15 protein-coding genes are annotated in these 16,132 nt (G+C 43.3%); 7 read left to right on the top strand and 8 right to left on the bottom strand.

Annotated elements, in window-relative coordinates; translation table 11 throughout:
- The 3 genes from BMX22_RS15145 to BMX22_RS15135 all read right to left on the bottom strand — a co-directional run.
- Positions 1-489, bottom strand: a 489-nt coding sequence (locus tag BMX22_RS15145; protein ID WP_143055560.1) for an AAA family ATPase, incomplete at its 3' end; no start/stop codon positions are given.
- Between the two features lie 317 nt (positions 490-806).
- A complete protein-coding gene (locus BMX22_RS15140; RefSeq protein ID WP_143055559.1) occupies positions 807-1,436 on the bottom strand; it encodes a sigma factor-like helix-turn-helix DNA-binding protein in 630 nt (209 codons plus the stop codon).
- 728 nt (positions 1,437-2,164) lie between these two features.
- Positions 2,165-2,584: a sporulation initiation factor Spo0A C-terminal domain-containing protein gene (locus tag BMX22_RS15135; protein ID WP_074743436.1), complete on the bottom strand. Its 420-nt coding sequence runs from the start codon at positions 2,582-2,584 to the stop codon at positions 2,165-2,167.
- 339 nt (positions 2,585-2,923) lie between these two features.
- On the opposite strand from BMX22_RS15135, the gene BMX22_RS15130 reads away from it, so the two are divergent.
- Together BMX22_RS15130 and BMX22_RS15125 are read left to right on the top strand one after the other, a co-directional pair.
- Positions 2,924-3,406: a hypothetical protein gene (locus BMX22_RS15130; protein ID WP_074743434.1), complete on the top strand. Its 483-nt coding sequence runs from the start codon at positions 2,924-2,926 to the stop codon at positions 3,404-3,406.
- Between the two features lie 571 nt (positions 3,407-3,977).
- Positions 3,978-6,695, top strand: coding sequence for a hypothetical protein (locus BMX22_RS15125; RefSeq protein WP_074743432.1), 2,718 nt, complete (start codon positions 3,978-3,980; stop codon positions 6,693-6,695).
- 689 nt (positions 6,696-7,384) lie between these two features.
- Here the strand turns inward: BMX22_RS15125 and BMX22_RS15120 are convergent.
- Positions 7,385-8,680 carry a radical SAM/SPASM domain-containing protein gene (locus BMX22_RS15120; protein WP_074743430.1) on the bottom strand — a complete coding sequence of 432 codons (1,296 nt, stop codon included), beginning with the start codon at positions 8,678-8,680 and terminating at the stop codon, positions 7,385-7,387.
- 13 nt (positions 8,681-8,693) lie between these two features.
- On the bottom strand, positions 8,694-9,059 hold the full coding sequence (locus BMX22_RS15115) for a Nif11-like leader peptide family natural product precursor (RefSeq protein WP_074743429.1): 366 nt from the start codon (positions 9,057-9,059) through the stop codon (positions 8,694-8,696).
- Positions 9,060-10,506: 1,447 nt separating this feature from the next.
- Between BMX22_RS15115 and BMX22_RS15100 the strand changes: the two genes are divergently transcribed.
- The 4 genes from BMX22_RS15100 (at position 10,507) to BMX22_RS16645 (ending at position 13,561) form a co-directional block, all read left to right on the top strand.
- Complete coding sequence (locus BMX22_RS15100; protein ID WP_074743424.1) at positions 10,507-11,430, top strand: CPBP family intramembrane glutamic endopeptidase; 924 nt, start codon at positions 10,507-10,509, stop codon at positions 11,428-11,430.
- Positions 11,431-11,433: 3 nt separating this feature from the next.
- The gene (locus tag BMX22_RS15095; protein WP_031563575.1) at positions 11,434-11,829 is read left to right on the top strand and encodes a helix-turn-helix domain-containing protein; all 396 of its coding nucleotides are present in this window, start codon (positions 11,434-11,436) and stop codon (positions 11,827-11,829) included.
- 400 nt (positions 11,830-12,229) lie between these two features.
- Entirely contained in the window at positions 12,230-13,180 is a 951-nt protein-coding gene (locus tag BMX22_RS15090; protein ID WP_074743422.1) for a hypothetical protein, read from the top strand.
- Positions 13,181-13,411: 231 nt separating this feature from the next.
- A complete protein-coding gene (locus tag BMX22_RS16645) occupies positions 13,412-13,561 on the top strand; it encodes a hypothetical protein (RefSeq protein ID WP_155267060.1) in 150 nt (49 codons plus the stop codon).
- A gap of 236 nt (positions 13,562-13,797) precedes the next feature.
- Here the strand turns inward: BMX22_RS16645 and BMX22_RS15085 are convergent, their stop codons facing one another.
- The 3 genes from BMX22_RS15085 to BMX22_RS17005 form a co-directional block, all read right to left on the bottom strand.
- Positions 13,798-14,235 carry a hypothetical protein gene (locus tag BMX22_RS15085; RefSeq protein WP_074743420.1) on the bottom strand — a complete coding sequence of 146 codons (438 nt, stop codon included), beginning with the start codon at positions 14,233-14,235 and terminating at the stop codon, positions 13,798-13,800.
- 33 nt (positions 14,236-14,268) lie between these two features.
- The gene (gene lexA, locus BMX22_RS15080) at positions 14,269-14,883 is read right to left on the bottom strand and encodes a transcriptional repressor LexA (protein WP_074743418.1); all 615 of its coding nucleotides are present in this window, start codon (positions 14,881-14,883) and stop codon (positions 14,269-14,271) included.
- 173 nt (positions 14,884-15,056) lie between these two features.
- On the bottom strand, positions 15,057-15,299 hold the full coding sequence (locus tag BMX22_RS17005) for a hypothetical protein (protein ID WP_074743416.1): 243 nt from the start codon (positions 15,297-15,299) through the stop codon (positions 15,057-15,059).
- A gap of 388 nt (positions 15,300-15,687) precedes the next feature.
- Between BMX22_RS17005 and BMX22_RS15070 the strand changes: the two genes are divergently transcribed.
- The coding region (locus BMX22_RS15070; protein ID WP_318259783.1) for a DUF6329 domain-containing protein at positions 15,688-16,132 on the top strand (445 nt) is incomplete at its 3' end.

The raw sequence follows: 16,132 nt of genomic DNA, 5'->3' as shown, positions 1-16,132 counted from the left end.
CTTGTCCGCAAGCGCTTTCAGTACAGAGAGCTCTTTGTAGTCTGAGCCATAGTTGACATCTGTGTTGCACCTTACTTTCTGAAGTGTATCAATAACAATCACTTTCAGATTCGGAAGCTCCTGCTTACTCTTTTCAAGTTCTTCCTCAAGACCGTTGCCTATTGACTGCGCTTCTATTGCGAAGTTCAAGTTCTCACAAGGTTCATCTGTGAGATCGTATATCCTGTTCTGCAAGCGCATGAGGTTGTCCTCGAGACTCAGATACAATACCTGACCAATATTTGTATCATGTTTGAGGAACTGCTCGCCGTTAGCGACAGACAAACATAAGTCCAATGCTAACCACGACTTGCCTATCTTCGGTGCGCCTGCAAGGATATACAGTCCGGGATACATCATTTTGTAGATGATGTACTCCTGCTTTTCCAGCGGAGTTGTCATTATGTACTCGCTGTTGTAGATCGTTAATTCGTTGCCTATAAGCGTCATCTCCTTTGATTATAATTACCCGTGTGAACATTTTGCGCCGACTATGTCAGACATTTTTACCACCTCCTATTGTTGGCTGCCTGCCTAATAGCAGCATACATATTTGCACTAAAAAAGCCCTGCCGAATGTATCAGCAGAGCGTTGATGAAAAGTGCCTCCATATATATACCGATGGGAAACGAAAAAAACGAAGATTGCAACGATCGGGAAGCAAATCTTTGTACAGATGCACAAGTAGCAGAAGATAAAACATATATTCGATTAGTAATTTTTACCAGTAAAGAAAAATCCCCACAGCAATACTGTGGGGAGATGTTTACGCCGCCGGATCTTTATTGGAAGAACCATTTGGGATAGCGGTCTCAGGCGATTCTTTTTGCATAAAGATGATCTTACACTGTTCAAACAATGCCAATATCCGTTTATAGTTGTAGCTGACTAATCCCGGATAACCGAAAGCTTTAGCTTCTTCATAGAGCGAGATATATTCATCACGAAGCTTGTCCAATGCTCGTCGGCGAAGATCCTGCACTGCTCGGACAGTTGTACCCATTCTTTCTGCAATTTCATATGTATCAAGATCACTTTTAAAGGAGCAGTAGAGAGTTCTATACTGCTTCTTTGTGAGAGCTTCCATCGCCTCTCTGAGAACCGGATCATCAAAAAGATCATCAAATCCGTTTGTAACTCTTTTTTCAGCGTTGAGAACAACAGTAGGCGTGTTCTGAAAGCGTTGCTTTCTCGCTTCTGTACTTTCCCACTCATTGTATTCTTCAAGACTGCAAACCTTTCTGTTCTCATAGTATCGTCTGTCCGAATTCAGTTGGTCACGCTCGACCTTCTTCCATTCATCAGACTTATAAAACGATGTCGCCTGTTCGTATGCTTCCTGACCATATGTATCCTTATAGCTCTGTATCGGCGTAACCAATTCAAGAACGCTCATATCGTCTTGCTTATGATGTCTGTTCACTCTCTTCATGCGTTTTCCTTTCTGGCGGAAGGCTTACTACGTATGTATAGAATGAACGTTCTCGTTTGGTTAATGCTATTTTAACACACATTTGTTCGTATGTCAATAGAATGCCGAAAATTTGTTCTTAAAAAACTAATACAATGATTATATCTTGTGTATTCTCAATTTTATAGACAATAATAATACTCCTGCCCAATTTATTGAGCAGGAGTAAACTTTTTTATATATCGTCAGTGATAAGTTTAGTTCCTATTTCTCTGAGCGATGAAGGGAACACGACAGTTGTCAGCTTAACCGCACACATTATATCACATACGGTCGTGGCAATGTATCGCTAATGATTATAATAATGGAAATTGAAAAGGGAAAAACTGCGTATATGATATATACACAGCGCCCCAATGCCTAAGACAGCTTGTAAGTCATCAGGAAGTTGAGATCAACGAAAAGAACGCAGATCTCAACGGCGACTGAAAAGCTGATATGACTGATATGTCAAAACTCAGCATGATTCTTATCGGTGACTGATAAGCAAATTCGGCTGAAAAAGGCTTCTCATCAGTTAGGTATCCAGTATTAAACACTGTCAGACTGGCGAACGTCACCTGTTCGCCAATGAGCTTCGCAGCAAGTATTAAAACACTAAAAATCAGAAACAGGCATATCTATGGATATGCCTGTTTCTGATTATATCGGTATTATAAACACTCGAATTTTATTGTTTCTACGGCAATAGAGATGACTTCGGTCACATATGGCTTTCCAGTTTTATAATGAAAGACGGAGGTTAGACGTTCAGGGTCATATATGTACGCGGATTCAATGGCTCTGCGAATATTTCTCTCAACAGCCTTAACGGGTACTCTATACTGTTTCGCAATAGTAGGATATATATTTTTTGAGAGCGGTGTAAGTGTATTGCTTTGTTTCAGTGCCTCGACAATTGCTGTGACGAGCAGCTTGTAACCCAAAAGATTAGGACGTATACCTATCATTTTTACAAAGTTACTGGCTGCGAGTTCGGCGTCAAATGTTCTGTTTCTTGCTTCAAGATGTTTCCTGCAGCTTGGGAAGTGATAGATGTTGGTGTTTTCGAGATTTGTAATTGATGAAAGCATTTTTATTCTCCTTTGAATTGATTTTGGTCGGGAAATATAAAGCTGAATTGTCCCGACAATTACTACACATATTAAGCAAAAAAACTATTATTTAGTTGATAAAGTACTTTCCTCCTTAAAAATTAATTGTTGACATATTATGCGGAATGTGTTATAATTTTAATATCATATTATTTACATAGGAATTATTCAGCTTATTATTCCTCCGCGAGATTTGCCAGTATTTGTATTATACTATACCAATTTGTTATTATCAAGCTCATTTTGGTATAATATCTGTATAATTACAGTCTAATTTTATTAACCACAAAAGAGACAAAGAAAGGACAATACTAAAAAATGGAACTTGAAAAGCTTAAAAAATCAACCATCATTCGTCTAAAAAGAGTCAAAGCAGAACAGGGATTGTCAATATCCAAGATAATGGACCTTCTTGAGGAAAAAGGAAAGTTCGTGTCGGAAGCGACAGTAAAAAGAGTGTTTTCAGAAGGCTCAGAGGATTTCAATTTTCGTTATCAGGATTCAATAGCTCCTCTTGCTGATGTACTTCTTGACTGGTATGGTGATTCGAGTGGGCTTGATGACGTTAGTGCTTTAAAGCAGATTATCCATGACAAAAATCAGACTATAGAGTTTATGATGATAAAATTCGAGGAGCAGAAGACGGCGTATGAAAAAAATGTTGCTCACCTGAAGGAGCAAATTCAGAGCCTGAATGAAAGACTCGATTTTCGTGAAAGGGTCGTTGACAGAAAGGACGCGGTTATCGAAAAACTGCTGAATGCATATCTCCTAAAAGAAATGGAAAATGTAGAGGTATAGAAACGCGCCATTTCAACCACTTGTTAACCACTTATTTGCAGCAAAAACTGCTAAAAACCGCTTGAAGCCACTAAAAGCAAACAGTTAAAATCCCGCGAAATACAGCCATTTTCGTGTTTTACTAAAAATAACGAAAAGGCTCTTGCTCAATTCATATCCCTTAATACTGCAACAGACAGATCTCTTTTACTTGGCATCTTGAATTCCTCCTAATCGATTTTTGTGGTCGGCTTTATACCTATAAGTAATACCTTGGTGAATGGCAATTAGTTGCATGGAAAAATATTTTTTCTATTTTCCTGTATATAATGGATGACGAAACGAAATAAAACTAGTTGCAAAGCCCATATCTTGATGGCTCTGTGTTTCTTATCAACTGATTCCGTCCTCATTCTTATTAATTCCTTTTTATGGCATACTTTCTGTTTTTGAACCGATGGCATATATTGTTTTTCCTTTTAACACGACTTGTGTCGGAATTTAATTAAAATAAAAAATGCACCCTGTATGACAAAACTGAGGTATTATCAATAGGTTCACATAAAAAGCGACTACTTAAGGAGGTAATAATATGTCGTTAACATTTAAAGAGTTCAAGGGAAAACTTACCAAGGAAAATAAAGAAATGCTGAACGGTCGCGGTGAAGACATAGAAATTTTTGACAACAAATTAAAAAAATGGCTGTCAGACTTTCGGATATATTCAAAATATGAGCCTGAAAAAATCAGAGAGCTGAAACCGATCGCTGACGATATGAAGAATTTCCAAAAGTATATTGCAAGCATGGAGGACCTCTTCGATGTCAATAAGATAGAGAAGTTCACCGAGAAAGACTGGGAGGACACAAAGGAGCACGCGAGAAAGCTTAATGAACTCATTAACAAGCCCGGCTTTTTAGAGATCGTTCTCGATCAGAATAGAGTTTATCTCTCCCGATATGTGGCTTCAGATCTTGACAAGCTTAATAAGATATTCGATCTTGGTGTGGATACCGATATGATCCTGAATACTGTGAAAAAGCGCGAAAAAAGGGCTCAGGACTGGCTCGACAACTATTATGAGATACAAGAAGCTAAGCAACGGGAGGATGTATACAAGGACAGAGAGATCTTCGATGAACTTGGCTGGTCTGATGTTGAGGAATTCAAAGGTGAAGCCTCTATAAAAGACCATTTTTACTCCAAAAGAACAGACGAGCAGAAGATAAAAGACTACAAGAGGCATCTCGGATACATTTCACCCGGTGAACTCGGAAAGGAAAAGGACGAAGCTGAGTTCATTGTAAATCAGGCAGAAAAGTTCCGCGATTCAGCAGATAACGTGATCGACGCAATTAAATCTATGACGAGAAATATCAGCGATTCCGTGATCAGAAATTATTCTTATTCAACAGAGTACGCGGATATGATGAAGGCATTCGACGAAGTGCGTAAAATCACGACAAAGACTGTGAAAGACGAAAACAACAAAGATGTCGATGAAAGAGTATATAAACCCAGAGATCTCCATAAGGCAGTTAAAAATGTTGAAGAAGCCATTGACAAATACAGTAAGTACATCAAAAAGTGTGACAACAGAAATCCTCCCTCATACGGGCAACAGGAATACGCCAACTATATCTTTGATTGTTGGGAGAAGGTTTTTGATGCTGAAGAAGAACTGAGATCCAATTTGAAGGGTCTGAACAATTCGGATCTTGAACAACAGGTTGATAGGGAGACGAAAAAACTCGATGTTATCAATGAAGTAATCGAAAGCAGAAAGCTCACTCCTGATGATCTCGAAGCTGACAAAAGAGCTCATGTTTTTGAGGAGACACAGTATACGCTCGATGATATCATCAGCCACGGGCGCAAAACAAACACAAAGGTACGCAACGGAAGCCAGCAGTTTAACAATGCTCTCGAATCGGTCGAGGACTACTTCAACTCACTGCGTGAATACAACTATATTCTAAGATCATACGGTGTTAAAGCATCCGAAAAAGCTGAGGCTTCTGCAAAGCTCATGGAGCAGGCTAAGAAGTCAAAAGATCTTATCAACAAATACTTTGAACGCAAAAACAAGGAGCTCTGGAACAATTCCAATTCCAAAGAGCGTATAGCCCTGATGAAGGAAGCTCTTAAGCAGATAGAGATCGCTGACAAGCAGATGACCGCTGAAAACAAGATCGAACAGGAAAAGGCGGATAAGATGCCGCTCAGAGAAAGAGAAAGAGCGATCCCGAAGAGAATCGCAAAATACCGTGAGGAAAGCGAGAATTACAGGAAGGCAAGGCAGGAGCAGGATATCAGACCCGAGGACTTCAAAAACAGGTTTATCGGTACTGTAAGGGAAAATGCCGCTACCGCCGCGGCTGACAGTATTGAGCAGCTCTGCAAGCTTGCTGACAGCAAAGAGCCGCTGACTGACAAGCAGAAAAAAGATGCTCTTGAGCATATTGCAAGAGTATACACCTATGACAATAATCTTCTTCCCCAAGAATGCGATATAAGCATGGACGACTACCTTGAGAGCGTCCGTCCGCTTTCAAAATCGAAGGTGTTTGCAGAAAAGGTCGGAGAGATAACTCCCGAGAGGCTGAAGAACATATGCAAGAATCCCGGTGAGATCATCTCCATACAGAGCGCACTTTCAGAGCCTAAAACAAAGGAACGCCTGAGCCAGGAGATAAAGACTATAAATGATGGATTAAAGGCATACGACAAGACAAAGAAAGACATTAAGAAGAGAGAGGAAGAACTAGATCTCAAACGTCCGAGCAAGGATTTTATGGATATCGGGGAAGCTGATGTCCGTCCGAAGGCAAATAAGGAGGCCCCTGCTTCTATGACCACTTCTGAACAAATCAAGTGGAATGAAACAGTAAGGAAACGCAATATTGAGTATGCCGAAATGGAAGAGAGAAGGCTACAGCAACTAGCCGAGAAGAGAAGAAATGAGGAAATAGCGAAGGCTGAGCGTGAAAAGGCTGAGGCAGAGAGGATAAGGGCGGAAAAAGCCGAGAAAAAGGCGAGAATAAAGGAAAAAACCGAAAAACAGGATTTCAAGCGCCCACAGAATACACCGAAGCTAAAAAAGATCAAGGATCCGGATGCTGATGCGAATTCATTGACACGCGAAGAATTAGAGAGGCATTCACGGAGAGATCCTTATTACAGGAAGATACTTGTTGCAAAAGATAATAAGTCATTCGATTCAAAGCGTCCGAACGTCCCTTCGCTCAAAGATGTCTCGGATCCTGAGGTTAAGCCCGCAGCAAAGAAACCCAAGGTAAAAGGAAGATAGTATAATAACCTGGTATAACTCCGACAAATACTAGGAATTGATGCGTATGGGGAGCCTTTCGGCAGAACGAACTCGATCAGAACAAGATGTTGCTGGACTTTGTTCACAAATACGGCATTCTCGGTATCATGCCTGACACTGCAGGCTCGGATATAAATCGGTGTTTAACGGGCATAATTATATAAAAAGAATATGAAAGGAATGCGGTTGGGTTGATATCTCGCTTATTGTATACCTGAGCTTTAGCGCTTTCGTCGGAGCAAAATTCGCGGCAGGTGCGTCAAAGGCATTGTCTGAAGGAGTCCTGCGCACAGCTTGCTTCACCTCCTCTGGCGACCAACTGTCAGAGACTTTAGGCGGAGAAAGGCTTGTCGGCTAATTCGTTTTACCGACGTGTCAGGGAGTATGAAGCGGAACGCGGGGCCGCAGATCCGGATTCAGCTTGACAGCCTCCTCAGACAAACGGAGATGCACCTCAGTGCCGTCCGAGCTTGCGGAGTCGGGGACACAGGCTCTGTGCGGAAAACTAACTGCTGAAAAGAAAAGACCTGAGAAATGCTCATGTGAGCAAATCTCAGGTCTTTTTCGTGATTATCGTTTTCAAGCTGATTTTCAATCATTACCTTGATACCTGTAGTTTCATCAACGGCAGAAATATCACATCACACGGGCTGTCGCTGCACGCTTTGTCAGTCTGCCTTGCTTTGATATTTTTTCAGGATAAAGGCATCCGCTCCCAGCAGGTTTTCAGTGCAGGCTGGCTGTCCGGATCGTTTCCGGGACATCACACAGCCGCCCATGCACACCGGCAGCTTTTCGCAGCGCAGACACTTGTCGTCTTCGGGGAAAAAGTTTTCATAGATAAATGCCGCATGGCGCTTCTCTATGATGTCAAAGCTGCTCTCGTCAAGCTCGGTGATATTGCAGAAAGCGGTGCTTTCATCAGCAGCAGCCACATTGCAGTGCGCAAACACATAACCCCGGTCATCTATCACATAGTCATTTGGCTGAACGATATGGCATCGACCGAACGTGGGCTCGAACACTCCCGATCGTTCGGAAAGATCGGTCTTTGCCTCTATGTGGTGATACTCCTCTGCTGTAAGCTCCTCGATCCCGGTGAGATCTTTGACCTGACGGTCAACGTGTACCCTCGCAGGAGAACAGCGCATTTCGTTCCCGGTCTTTGCGGCGATCGCCCGTATTTCCTCGCACAGCACGTTATAGGACGCTGCGCTGCCCTTGTGCAGATTCGACCGGATATTGAGTATCATGCTTGTCCTGATGTTCGACAGATTGTCGATGATCCTGGCGAAGGTCGCACCGCCGCCGTGCAGATACCTTGTCTGATCGTGCAACTCGCCGTATCCGTCCAGGGTAATCAGCACAAAACCGCAGCCAACGTCTTCAAGCAGATCGACCATTTTCTGATCCAGCAGATAGGCATTGGTATGGATATTCGTGGTAAAGCTGACACAGTATTTCTGCGCAAGTGACCGAAAGCCGTGTCCGAGATAGTCGATGATATCAGGAACAAGGAGCGGTTCTCCGCCGAACCAACCGACACTCAGTTCACTGAAATTTCCCTCGGAGAGCCGTTTTTCTGTGTAACGCAGGATCTGATCCTGCACCTCCCTCGACATATGTCCGCTTCGTCTGCTCTGAAAGCAGTAGGGACAGGCGAAATTGCACAGGGATGTGACGTGCAGAGTCAGTCCGAGTGTTCCGACCGCCTGTTTCATTCTGTATTCCAGGCTATCCCTTGCAAGCTTCCGGAGCTGCTCCGTCTCGTCCAGGGGTGTCATAAAGCCGTATTTGTACCATGTCTGCAGAAAAGGGTCGTCATCGGGCAGTTCATCCGCAAAGTCAAACAGCCGTTTCTGGACAGGGTCAAGCCGCATGAGCGCACCGGTGAAGAAATGATACAGCAGCACATCCTTCGTCCCCGGCAGCGGTGTGATGTGATGAAACCTTGAATGTTTCATTTACTCACCTCTGTCAGTAATGGCAGCGATAACAGCTCGTGTAAGTCCCATCTGGAAGAAAATAGAAGTAGGCGTAGTGATGACAATAAGCATCCTCCCCCAAATTCTGATATCGTACAGGTGCATACACATATTCTAACAGCTCGCCGTTGCCTGTCCTGAAATACTTTCTTCCATTCACAGTAACGACATCGTAATTTACGGTGTATGAGTAACCGCCATGCAAATCGTAATCCACTCTGCCTCCTGTTACCATCTCCAGGTCATCCAGACTGAGCTCCATGCCTTCGGCTTCCATGAGCCTGCGCACATCCTCGGCAGACTTGCAGGCATTCAGTTTTTTCTCCATTTCGGGCGTCATATCCTGTTTGCGTTTCATGATATCACTCCTTTCCCAATGATACGGTTATCGCTGAAGATATTCCTATGTATAATATACCATATTTATCTCAAAAAAGTCAACTGTTTTTTACAAAAAAACAAATTTGTGCTTTGCAATCTAAAATGTCACCAAAGATTGAAAAGTTCACACCCACAGCGTTGGCGAACTGGCATAATGAAAATCCGCCAAACATTTTTTGATCTGGTGAAACGCCACATCGGTCTTGGAAGTATCAACATTTTTCACTGGAGAAAATCCCTTTTCAGAGCTTGTCATCAATAGTATCATCAAAAAAAGAAAAAGATATGCCGTCCGCATCAGATCACGGGGATAGCACATCTCATTTATTCGTATCATAGTCTTTTTCCTGAATCTCTTTCGTCAAAGCCACGCCGTCCCTGAAGCCGGCCTTGTATCGGAAGACAGCCAATGATAAGCCTGCAAGTGTTTCATCCCAATAAAAACAGATCCGCAGCAGCACCTGCGCACTCACGCCGTATTTGATATGCTGATCGAGGAGATACTGCGTCCCTCGTAGGGCATGAGGTAGCCGCTCTGGCGCAAGCTGATGAGAGCTAACGACAGACGGCTTTTCTAATATTTTTCTAATATAACCCGAATTCCTAAGATACGAGCGAAAGTAGGCTTTAAAATCACACTTGCCTATTTTATGCCGAAAAGTAGATGATTCCAGCACAAGCCAAAATGCACTAAAAACGTAGGGATACGGATTGTGGTCCCGAAGACCGTGGGTTCGAATCCCATCTCCCACCCCAGCGCCAAGCGGGCGCACGCAGTTCGCGTTTCACTTCTTGTGGAACGCGAATTTTTTTCCGCGTCCCATAGCGGTTCTAAATCATTCCACATACACATACGGCGTGTCGCCGCTCCCGATTCGCGCTCCGCTTTATAGTGGAGCGTTAGTCTTTTCCACGATTTATAAGCTATAATAAGTATGAAACGTGTTCGCTCTGAGCGGGCGCACGCAGTTCGCGTCTCACTTCTTGTGGAACGCGAATATTTTTCCGCGTCCCATAGCGGTTCTAAATCATTTCACATACACAGCGCCGAGCGGGCGCACGCAGATTCGCGGTTCAGTTTTTCTGAACCGCGAATTTTTTTCCGCGTCCCATAGTCGCATCTGTTTTGTAACTGCTTTTCATGCGGCGTGTCGACGCTTCCGATTCGCGCTCCCTTGCGGAGCGCTTTCGTTTTATTTGGCGTATTGCTTTAGGCGGACTGTTGTGGTATAATGTATTCAGCGGCGCATTATGGACACGGTTGAGAATTTGGCTATAAATAGCCAATGCAACGGAGATTAACGTGATTGTTAACGCCCGTTGACGGATTTCCAAGCGCGGTTGGTAGACTTTCGCGGACAGAAATGGTACGATGGATTCATCAGGAAAAACTATTGCCAAGCGATAGAAGGAGGAATTCATCTATGAAAGAATTTATCAAAAACATAAGCCCGTTCAACAACAGAACAGAAATGCCTGCTGCAATGCTCGTAGTGAAAAAGCTGCTGATGTTCATTATATGCTACTGGGCGGGCTTGCTGCTTGCAGAGGGAGCTGTTATCGGCGCGATGTCCGCCTGCGGAAAAAACTTCATGCAGGGCGAAATGTTCAGTGACAGCGTCATGAACCTGCTCAAATACTATGGAATGATAGTTATTTTAGGCGCAAGCGTACTTTGCTGGAAGCTTACAGAAAAAAGAAAGCTCTCCGAAATGGGCGTGACCAAGCACATCGGCGGCTGGTTTATCGGCGCTCTCATTGGCGTGGGACTGCTGGCTGTCTGCGTTGCTGCTATCGCTCTCACGGGCAGTATCAGATTTGACGGCTTGTTCACTGCCCCTGACGTCTTAATGATATTACTGATGCTCGGCGGATTTATTATTCAGGGGGCAGCTGAGGAGTTCCTTTGCAGAGGGCTTGTATTATGCTCACTCAGGGAGAGAGTACCGCTTCCTGTCGCAGTTGCGGCAAGCACCCTTGCTTTTATTTATCCGCATTGGAGTACACTCCGCGAATTTGAGCCGCAGTACGTTTTTTCGGGACTGCTCTGCTTAGTTGTTATTTCGTGTGTATTCTCGTTTCTGACACTCAAAACCAAGAGTATATGGGCTGCCTGCGGACTTCATTCCGTGTGGAATTTCTGTCTGTGCTGTGTTCTCGGACTCAATCTCAGCGGCAGCGAGGGAGCTTCAACTGCGCTCATTAATATGAGAAGTGTTGGAAACAATCTTCTCAACGGCGGAGTATACGGCATAGAATCAAGCATTATCACTGATATAGTCATAGCTGCGGCAGCTGTACTGCTGTGGCAAATATATAAAAAGAATAATACAGAAAGGCAGGCATGAAATATGGAATTTAACAATAAACTTTACGAACTGCGTAAGCAAAAGGGATTTTCTCAGGAGGAGCTTGCGAACAGGCTGAATGTCTCGCGTCAGACTGTCTCGAAGTGGGAGGTCGGCGATTCTACGCCCGATATGGAGAAGCTCGTCGCAATGAGCGACCTGTTCGGGATATCTCTTGATGAACTGGTGCTCGACAAATCTCCCGAGCCTGCACCCGTTGAGCAAGCACCTGCAAAATCTGAGCTTTACAGCGATATCAAGAAACACGTCCTGACTGATGATAATAAGAAAAAAGTCAGGAAAGGCACAAAGATAGCCCTTATTGTCTTCGGGATCATTCTTGCGATAGACGCAATATCATTTGTCGTATATGTTGCCGTTAACGGTTTGCCAAAATAAAAAATGCAGGTGCTCCTGAATATTCGGGAACGCCTGCTATTTGTTTATTCTTCGTCAGCCCGAGCGAAGGAAAAGGGGAGGATAATTTGTGGTCGGAGTCGGCGAAAACTGTATAAGATATTACCATAAATACAGTCTGTAAAGAAAAGCGCAATATACCAAATGTATAAAAAAGCGACGGTAAACACCTTGTAAAAAAATCCGTTATTACATTGGGTAAAACGCATAAAAACGGAGTATCAGTTTAGGGATTAGTGCCGAATTTGACCTAATATCGGGAAATTCTCTTGACAAACGGGGGTATTTCGGGTATAATAAAGACAACAAATAAACCACTCGTCTTTACAGACAGCGGCTCGGCAGCTAAATTGCCGAAATCCACTATGAAAGGAAAATGAATATGAAAAACACAAAGAAAAGATCCCCGATGATGAAGATAGTTTCGGCTGCCGCTATGCTCGCTGTTTCCGCTTCGATGCTCGGCACATCGACCTACGCTTGGTTCACCATGAACACACAGGTTACAGTTACAGGTATGTCTATGAAGACTGTTGTTGACAGCAACCTTCAGATTGATAATGCTGCGCCGACTAATGGCGGTGGTTGGTCTGCCGGTTCTTTCGCTACAAATGATAGTACATTTGCTAATAGCATTACGCAGACTATTTCAAATGAGGTTCTTGTACCTGTTTCGACCGTAGACGGCTATGGCTATTGGTTTACTGATCCAACTAATGTTAAGGGTAATGGAGATGCAACTACTGATGCTTATACGGAGTACACATTGGCCGGATTAAAGGGAAAGTATGGCACTACAGTAACTCACGGCTATCTTGATTATCATTTTGTCCTCAAGGCAACAAATACAACAGATACCGCTCAGAAGATAGTTCTTAATAAACTGAAAATGACCTACACTCCTGGTACTTCTGAAACTGATACGGATAAGGCGTGGCGTGTTGCTATTCTTGGTAAGGAATTCACAACTGCAGCGGTTAACGGAGCAAAGACTCTTCCTGATATTGCAACGGGCAATGCGAGTGTTACTAAGATATATACTCCTGCCGGAGCAACAAACTTTACTCCGGGAGAGGCTGTTGATTCCACTAACGGAACCGCTGCGGTAACATATTCGAGCGCGGTCGGCGATTCTGAAATATTCACTGTAAACGCAAACAGCACTAAGTATTACGAAGTAGTAATGCGTGTATGGCTTGAAGGCGAAGATACAACTTGCTACACAGGTCTGTTCAATGACTTACAGAATGGTGCTTGGGCGCTTGAAGCCGGCTTTAAACTTGCAGCAGACGGCACGGCGGGCAGTGGCGTATATAATATCACAATGGCTTGATTGTCACACATATAATTTACAACTCTGACCTAAACTTAAAACCCGTCGGGCAATAGCCCGGCGGGTTTCTCAGACTCGGATTAATTGTAATATTTTGCTCTCTTTATACGGGTCGTTTAACACAAAAATTTCATAAAAAAAAGCCGCGAAAGCCTTGATTTTTCGCGACTTTTGTGCTATAATGATACTAATGAGAAGTATACCATTTTGACGTTTGAAGGAGGTGGGCTGATGAACAAATTTAATACTATCTTGCAGCCCGCCGCAGGCAAAGACGACGAGCGCAAAAAGCGCAGGTCATCGCTGATAAAGCTCCTGATAATGCTCGTTTTTTCGCTTGTTATATGGATATTTGCAACTATTGACTCACACACCTTTTAGATGACCGCCAAAAAACACCCGATTTTCAGCCGTACAGGCTTTATTTTTTTGCCCTTTTCGGAAGAGTTATCAGAAAATTAACAACTTGTGGAATAGCACCACAAGTTGTTTTCTTTTCTCTCTCAGATTTGTGCTCCCAGGCGCTCAGAAACGCCCTAATTTGCCGCTCCGTCATCTATTTGGTATTCACATACCCTGAAAACGGCCTGCACCTTAAATCGCATTCTGGACGCTGTTTATTTTTCGACCTCGACCGTCATATCGAAGCCGCCTTTGAACGTAATCTCAATTTCCGTTTTTGACACGACCTTTACGCACTCGACTACCTTTCTGACTGCTGTTTCATTGTATTTTATAATACTGTCATCGTAATTTTCCAGTTCATCGGATATAGTCTTGAGCATAAGCCGCAGGTCGGTTTTAGTCTGAGCTTTTATCTTTAGCTGTTCCATCTGGTCACGCAGGTATTTTTCCTCGTCGTTCAAAGCCTTGAATTTATCGTCAGAGGACTCGATGTCCACTGCACCTGTTGTTACGAGATTTACAAGGTTATCGCGCGTTTTCTCGATTTCTTGTATTCTGTTCTGCATGTTTGTGATAGCCTGTCCCAGCTCATCTTCCTCGGATAGAACGCAGCCTATGTTTGTATCCGCCAACCTTGCAATCACTATCATACATCTAATATCCCTTTCCGCACTTGAAAGAGTTCAGACGAGGTCCTTGAGCACTTTTACCGCAACTCCCTGTATCTGAAGCTCGTCGGGAGTTACTATGATATCTTCCATTTCAGAGTTCTCGGGATGAAGCCTTATCATTCCTGTTTTCTGATCGGGATAATATCGTTTCAGTGTAGTATCGTTGTTATCTACAAGTGCAACTATGATCTGTCCGCTGTCAGCGTAGTTCTGCATACGGACAATTACAAGGTCTCCTTCTTCGATACCGATGTCTATCATTGACTCGCCGAACGTCCTTAAAAGGTAGTAGCTGCCGTTTCCAAACCATGAAACGGGTAAACGGACATATTCTTCAATATTCTGCTCTGCCAGTGTAGGCGTACCGCAGGCTATTGAGCCGACTATCGGGACTTCAACGGTATCGTTGTTCTTTTTTCTCTGCTTGTGAGTTATGATATGGCGTGTGCCGTCGTAATTGAGCATACCAGTCTCTTTCATGTATGACAAATATCTCGATACAGTCGCTATCGACATACCCGTACCCTTTGACACTTCCCTCTGGGAAGGGGAGCGGTCATAGATCTCTATATAATTGTCGATAAACTCTTCAAGCAGTGTGAAGTATTCCGGATTCTTTGTGCGCATAAGATTATCCTCGTTTCTAAATGTAACATTTGCTACATTTACAAGTATATTATATCAGGTCATTCAGAAGATGTCAATAGCCGCTTTGTCAAGTGCGCCATTTGGCGACAGCAAAGCGGCTATTTTCAGATATTTGGTTATTTGCACAAAGCCGAAGTCCATTTTTCTACGTTTCATATATCCTTCAGCCATTCCTTATACTCAGCAATTACAGTATCCGGAGCAGTGAGTTTCATCTGTCCTTTGAATGTTATGAGCCAACTCCAGAAGGTAGGGGATATCTGCACCTCTGCGGCTACAAAGTATTCGTCGCCGCATTTGCCGATATTCGTCTTCTCTCCGAATTTATCGTAGATACTGCCTATGAGTTTCTTTTCAAACTGGAGCGTCACAAGCTCGGTGCGTCCGCCGTACATTCTGAAGACTTGTTCTGTGTACTTCGATACTGTTCTTATCTTTTCTGCGGCTGCTTTACAGATGCCCTTCTGGAGAACGGAATCTAAAACAAAAATACTGCCCGCATAGGTGGCGGAGCATCCGGATTCGTCTTGGATGCTTCTGCTCTTCTACTTGGGCAGTATTTTATATTTACACCAGTGATATTTTAGAACCGTAAATAATTAAATATAAAATATTTTCAGAGTTTTAGTCATTTACATACTATTTGAAAGGAGCGAGAAGTATATGATCTGATTCTATACTATTATAATAGTATACTTTAGATGGGAAACTATACCATTATAATAGGGGGATTATTTGTAATTCTATAAAGCCCATCATAATTTGAAGGCAAAGGATGATGAAATGAACAAATATTATATGAACGGCAAGCTGACACATAAGGCTTCCGACCACAACACAAAACGCTGTGAGGTCGAGAAATGGATATTCCTTCCTCACTCCGACTTTGAAAGGCTGAAAGCAAACCCATATCAGGAGCATGAAGCGATAACTGCTGCCAGAGACCTTATGTACGAAGACAAGAATGCCTACCACTGCATTATGCTGCTTGACGAGCACGGCGATGATGGTCTGCTCATCGAAGCTGAAGGATTCGATTATCCTCGCCTTTCTATGTTCGTTCCCGATGCAGCTCTTATCTATGAGCGTTATAAGACATCAGAGGCTGAACTGAAGCTGCATGATATGATCAGGGATACTGTCGAAAAGATTGTTGAACTTGCTCATACAGGCAAGACGGACTTCACATCGGTTGATATGATTGACATGGATGAGGTCGAGAGCCTTG

Source organism: Ruminococcus sp. YRD2003, assembly GCA_900109435.1.
In the GTDB taxonomy this organism is placed as follows: Bacteria; Bacillota; Clostridia; order Oscillospirales; family Ruminococcaceae; genus Ruminococcus; species Ruminococcus flavefaciens_G.
The sequence above is the reverse complement of the archived record's forward strand: the minus strand, read 5'-3'. Positions and strand labels throughout refer to the sequence as shown.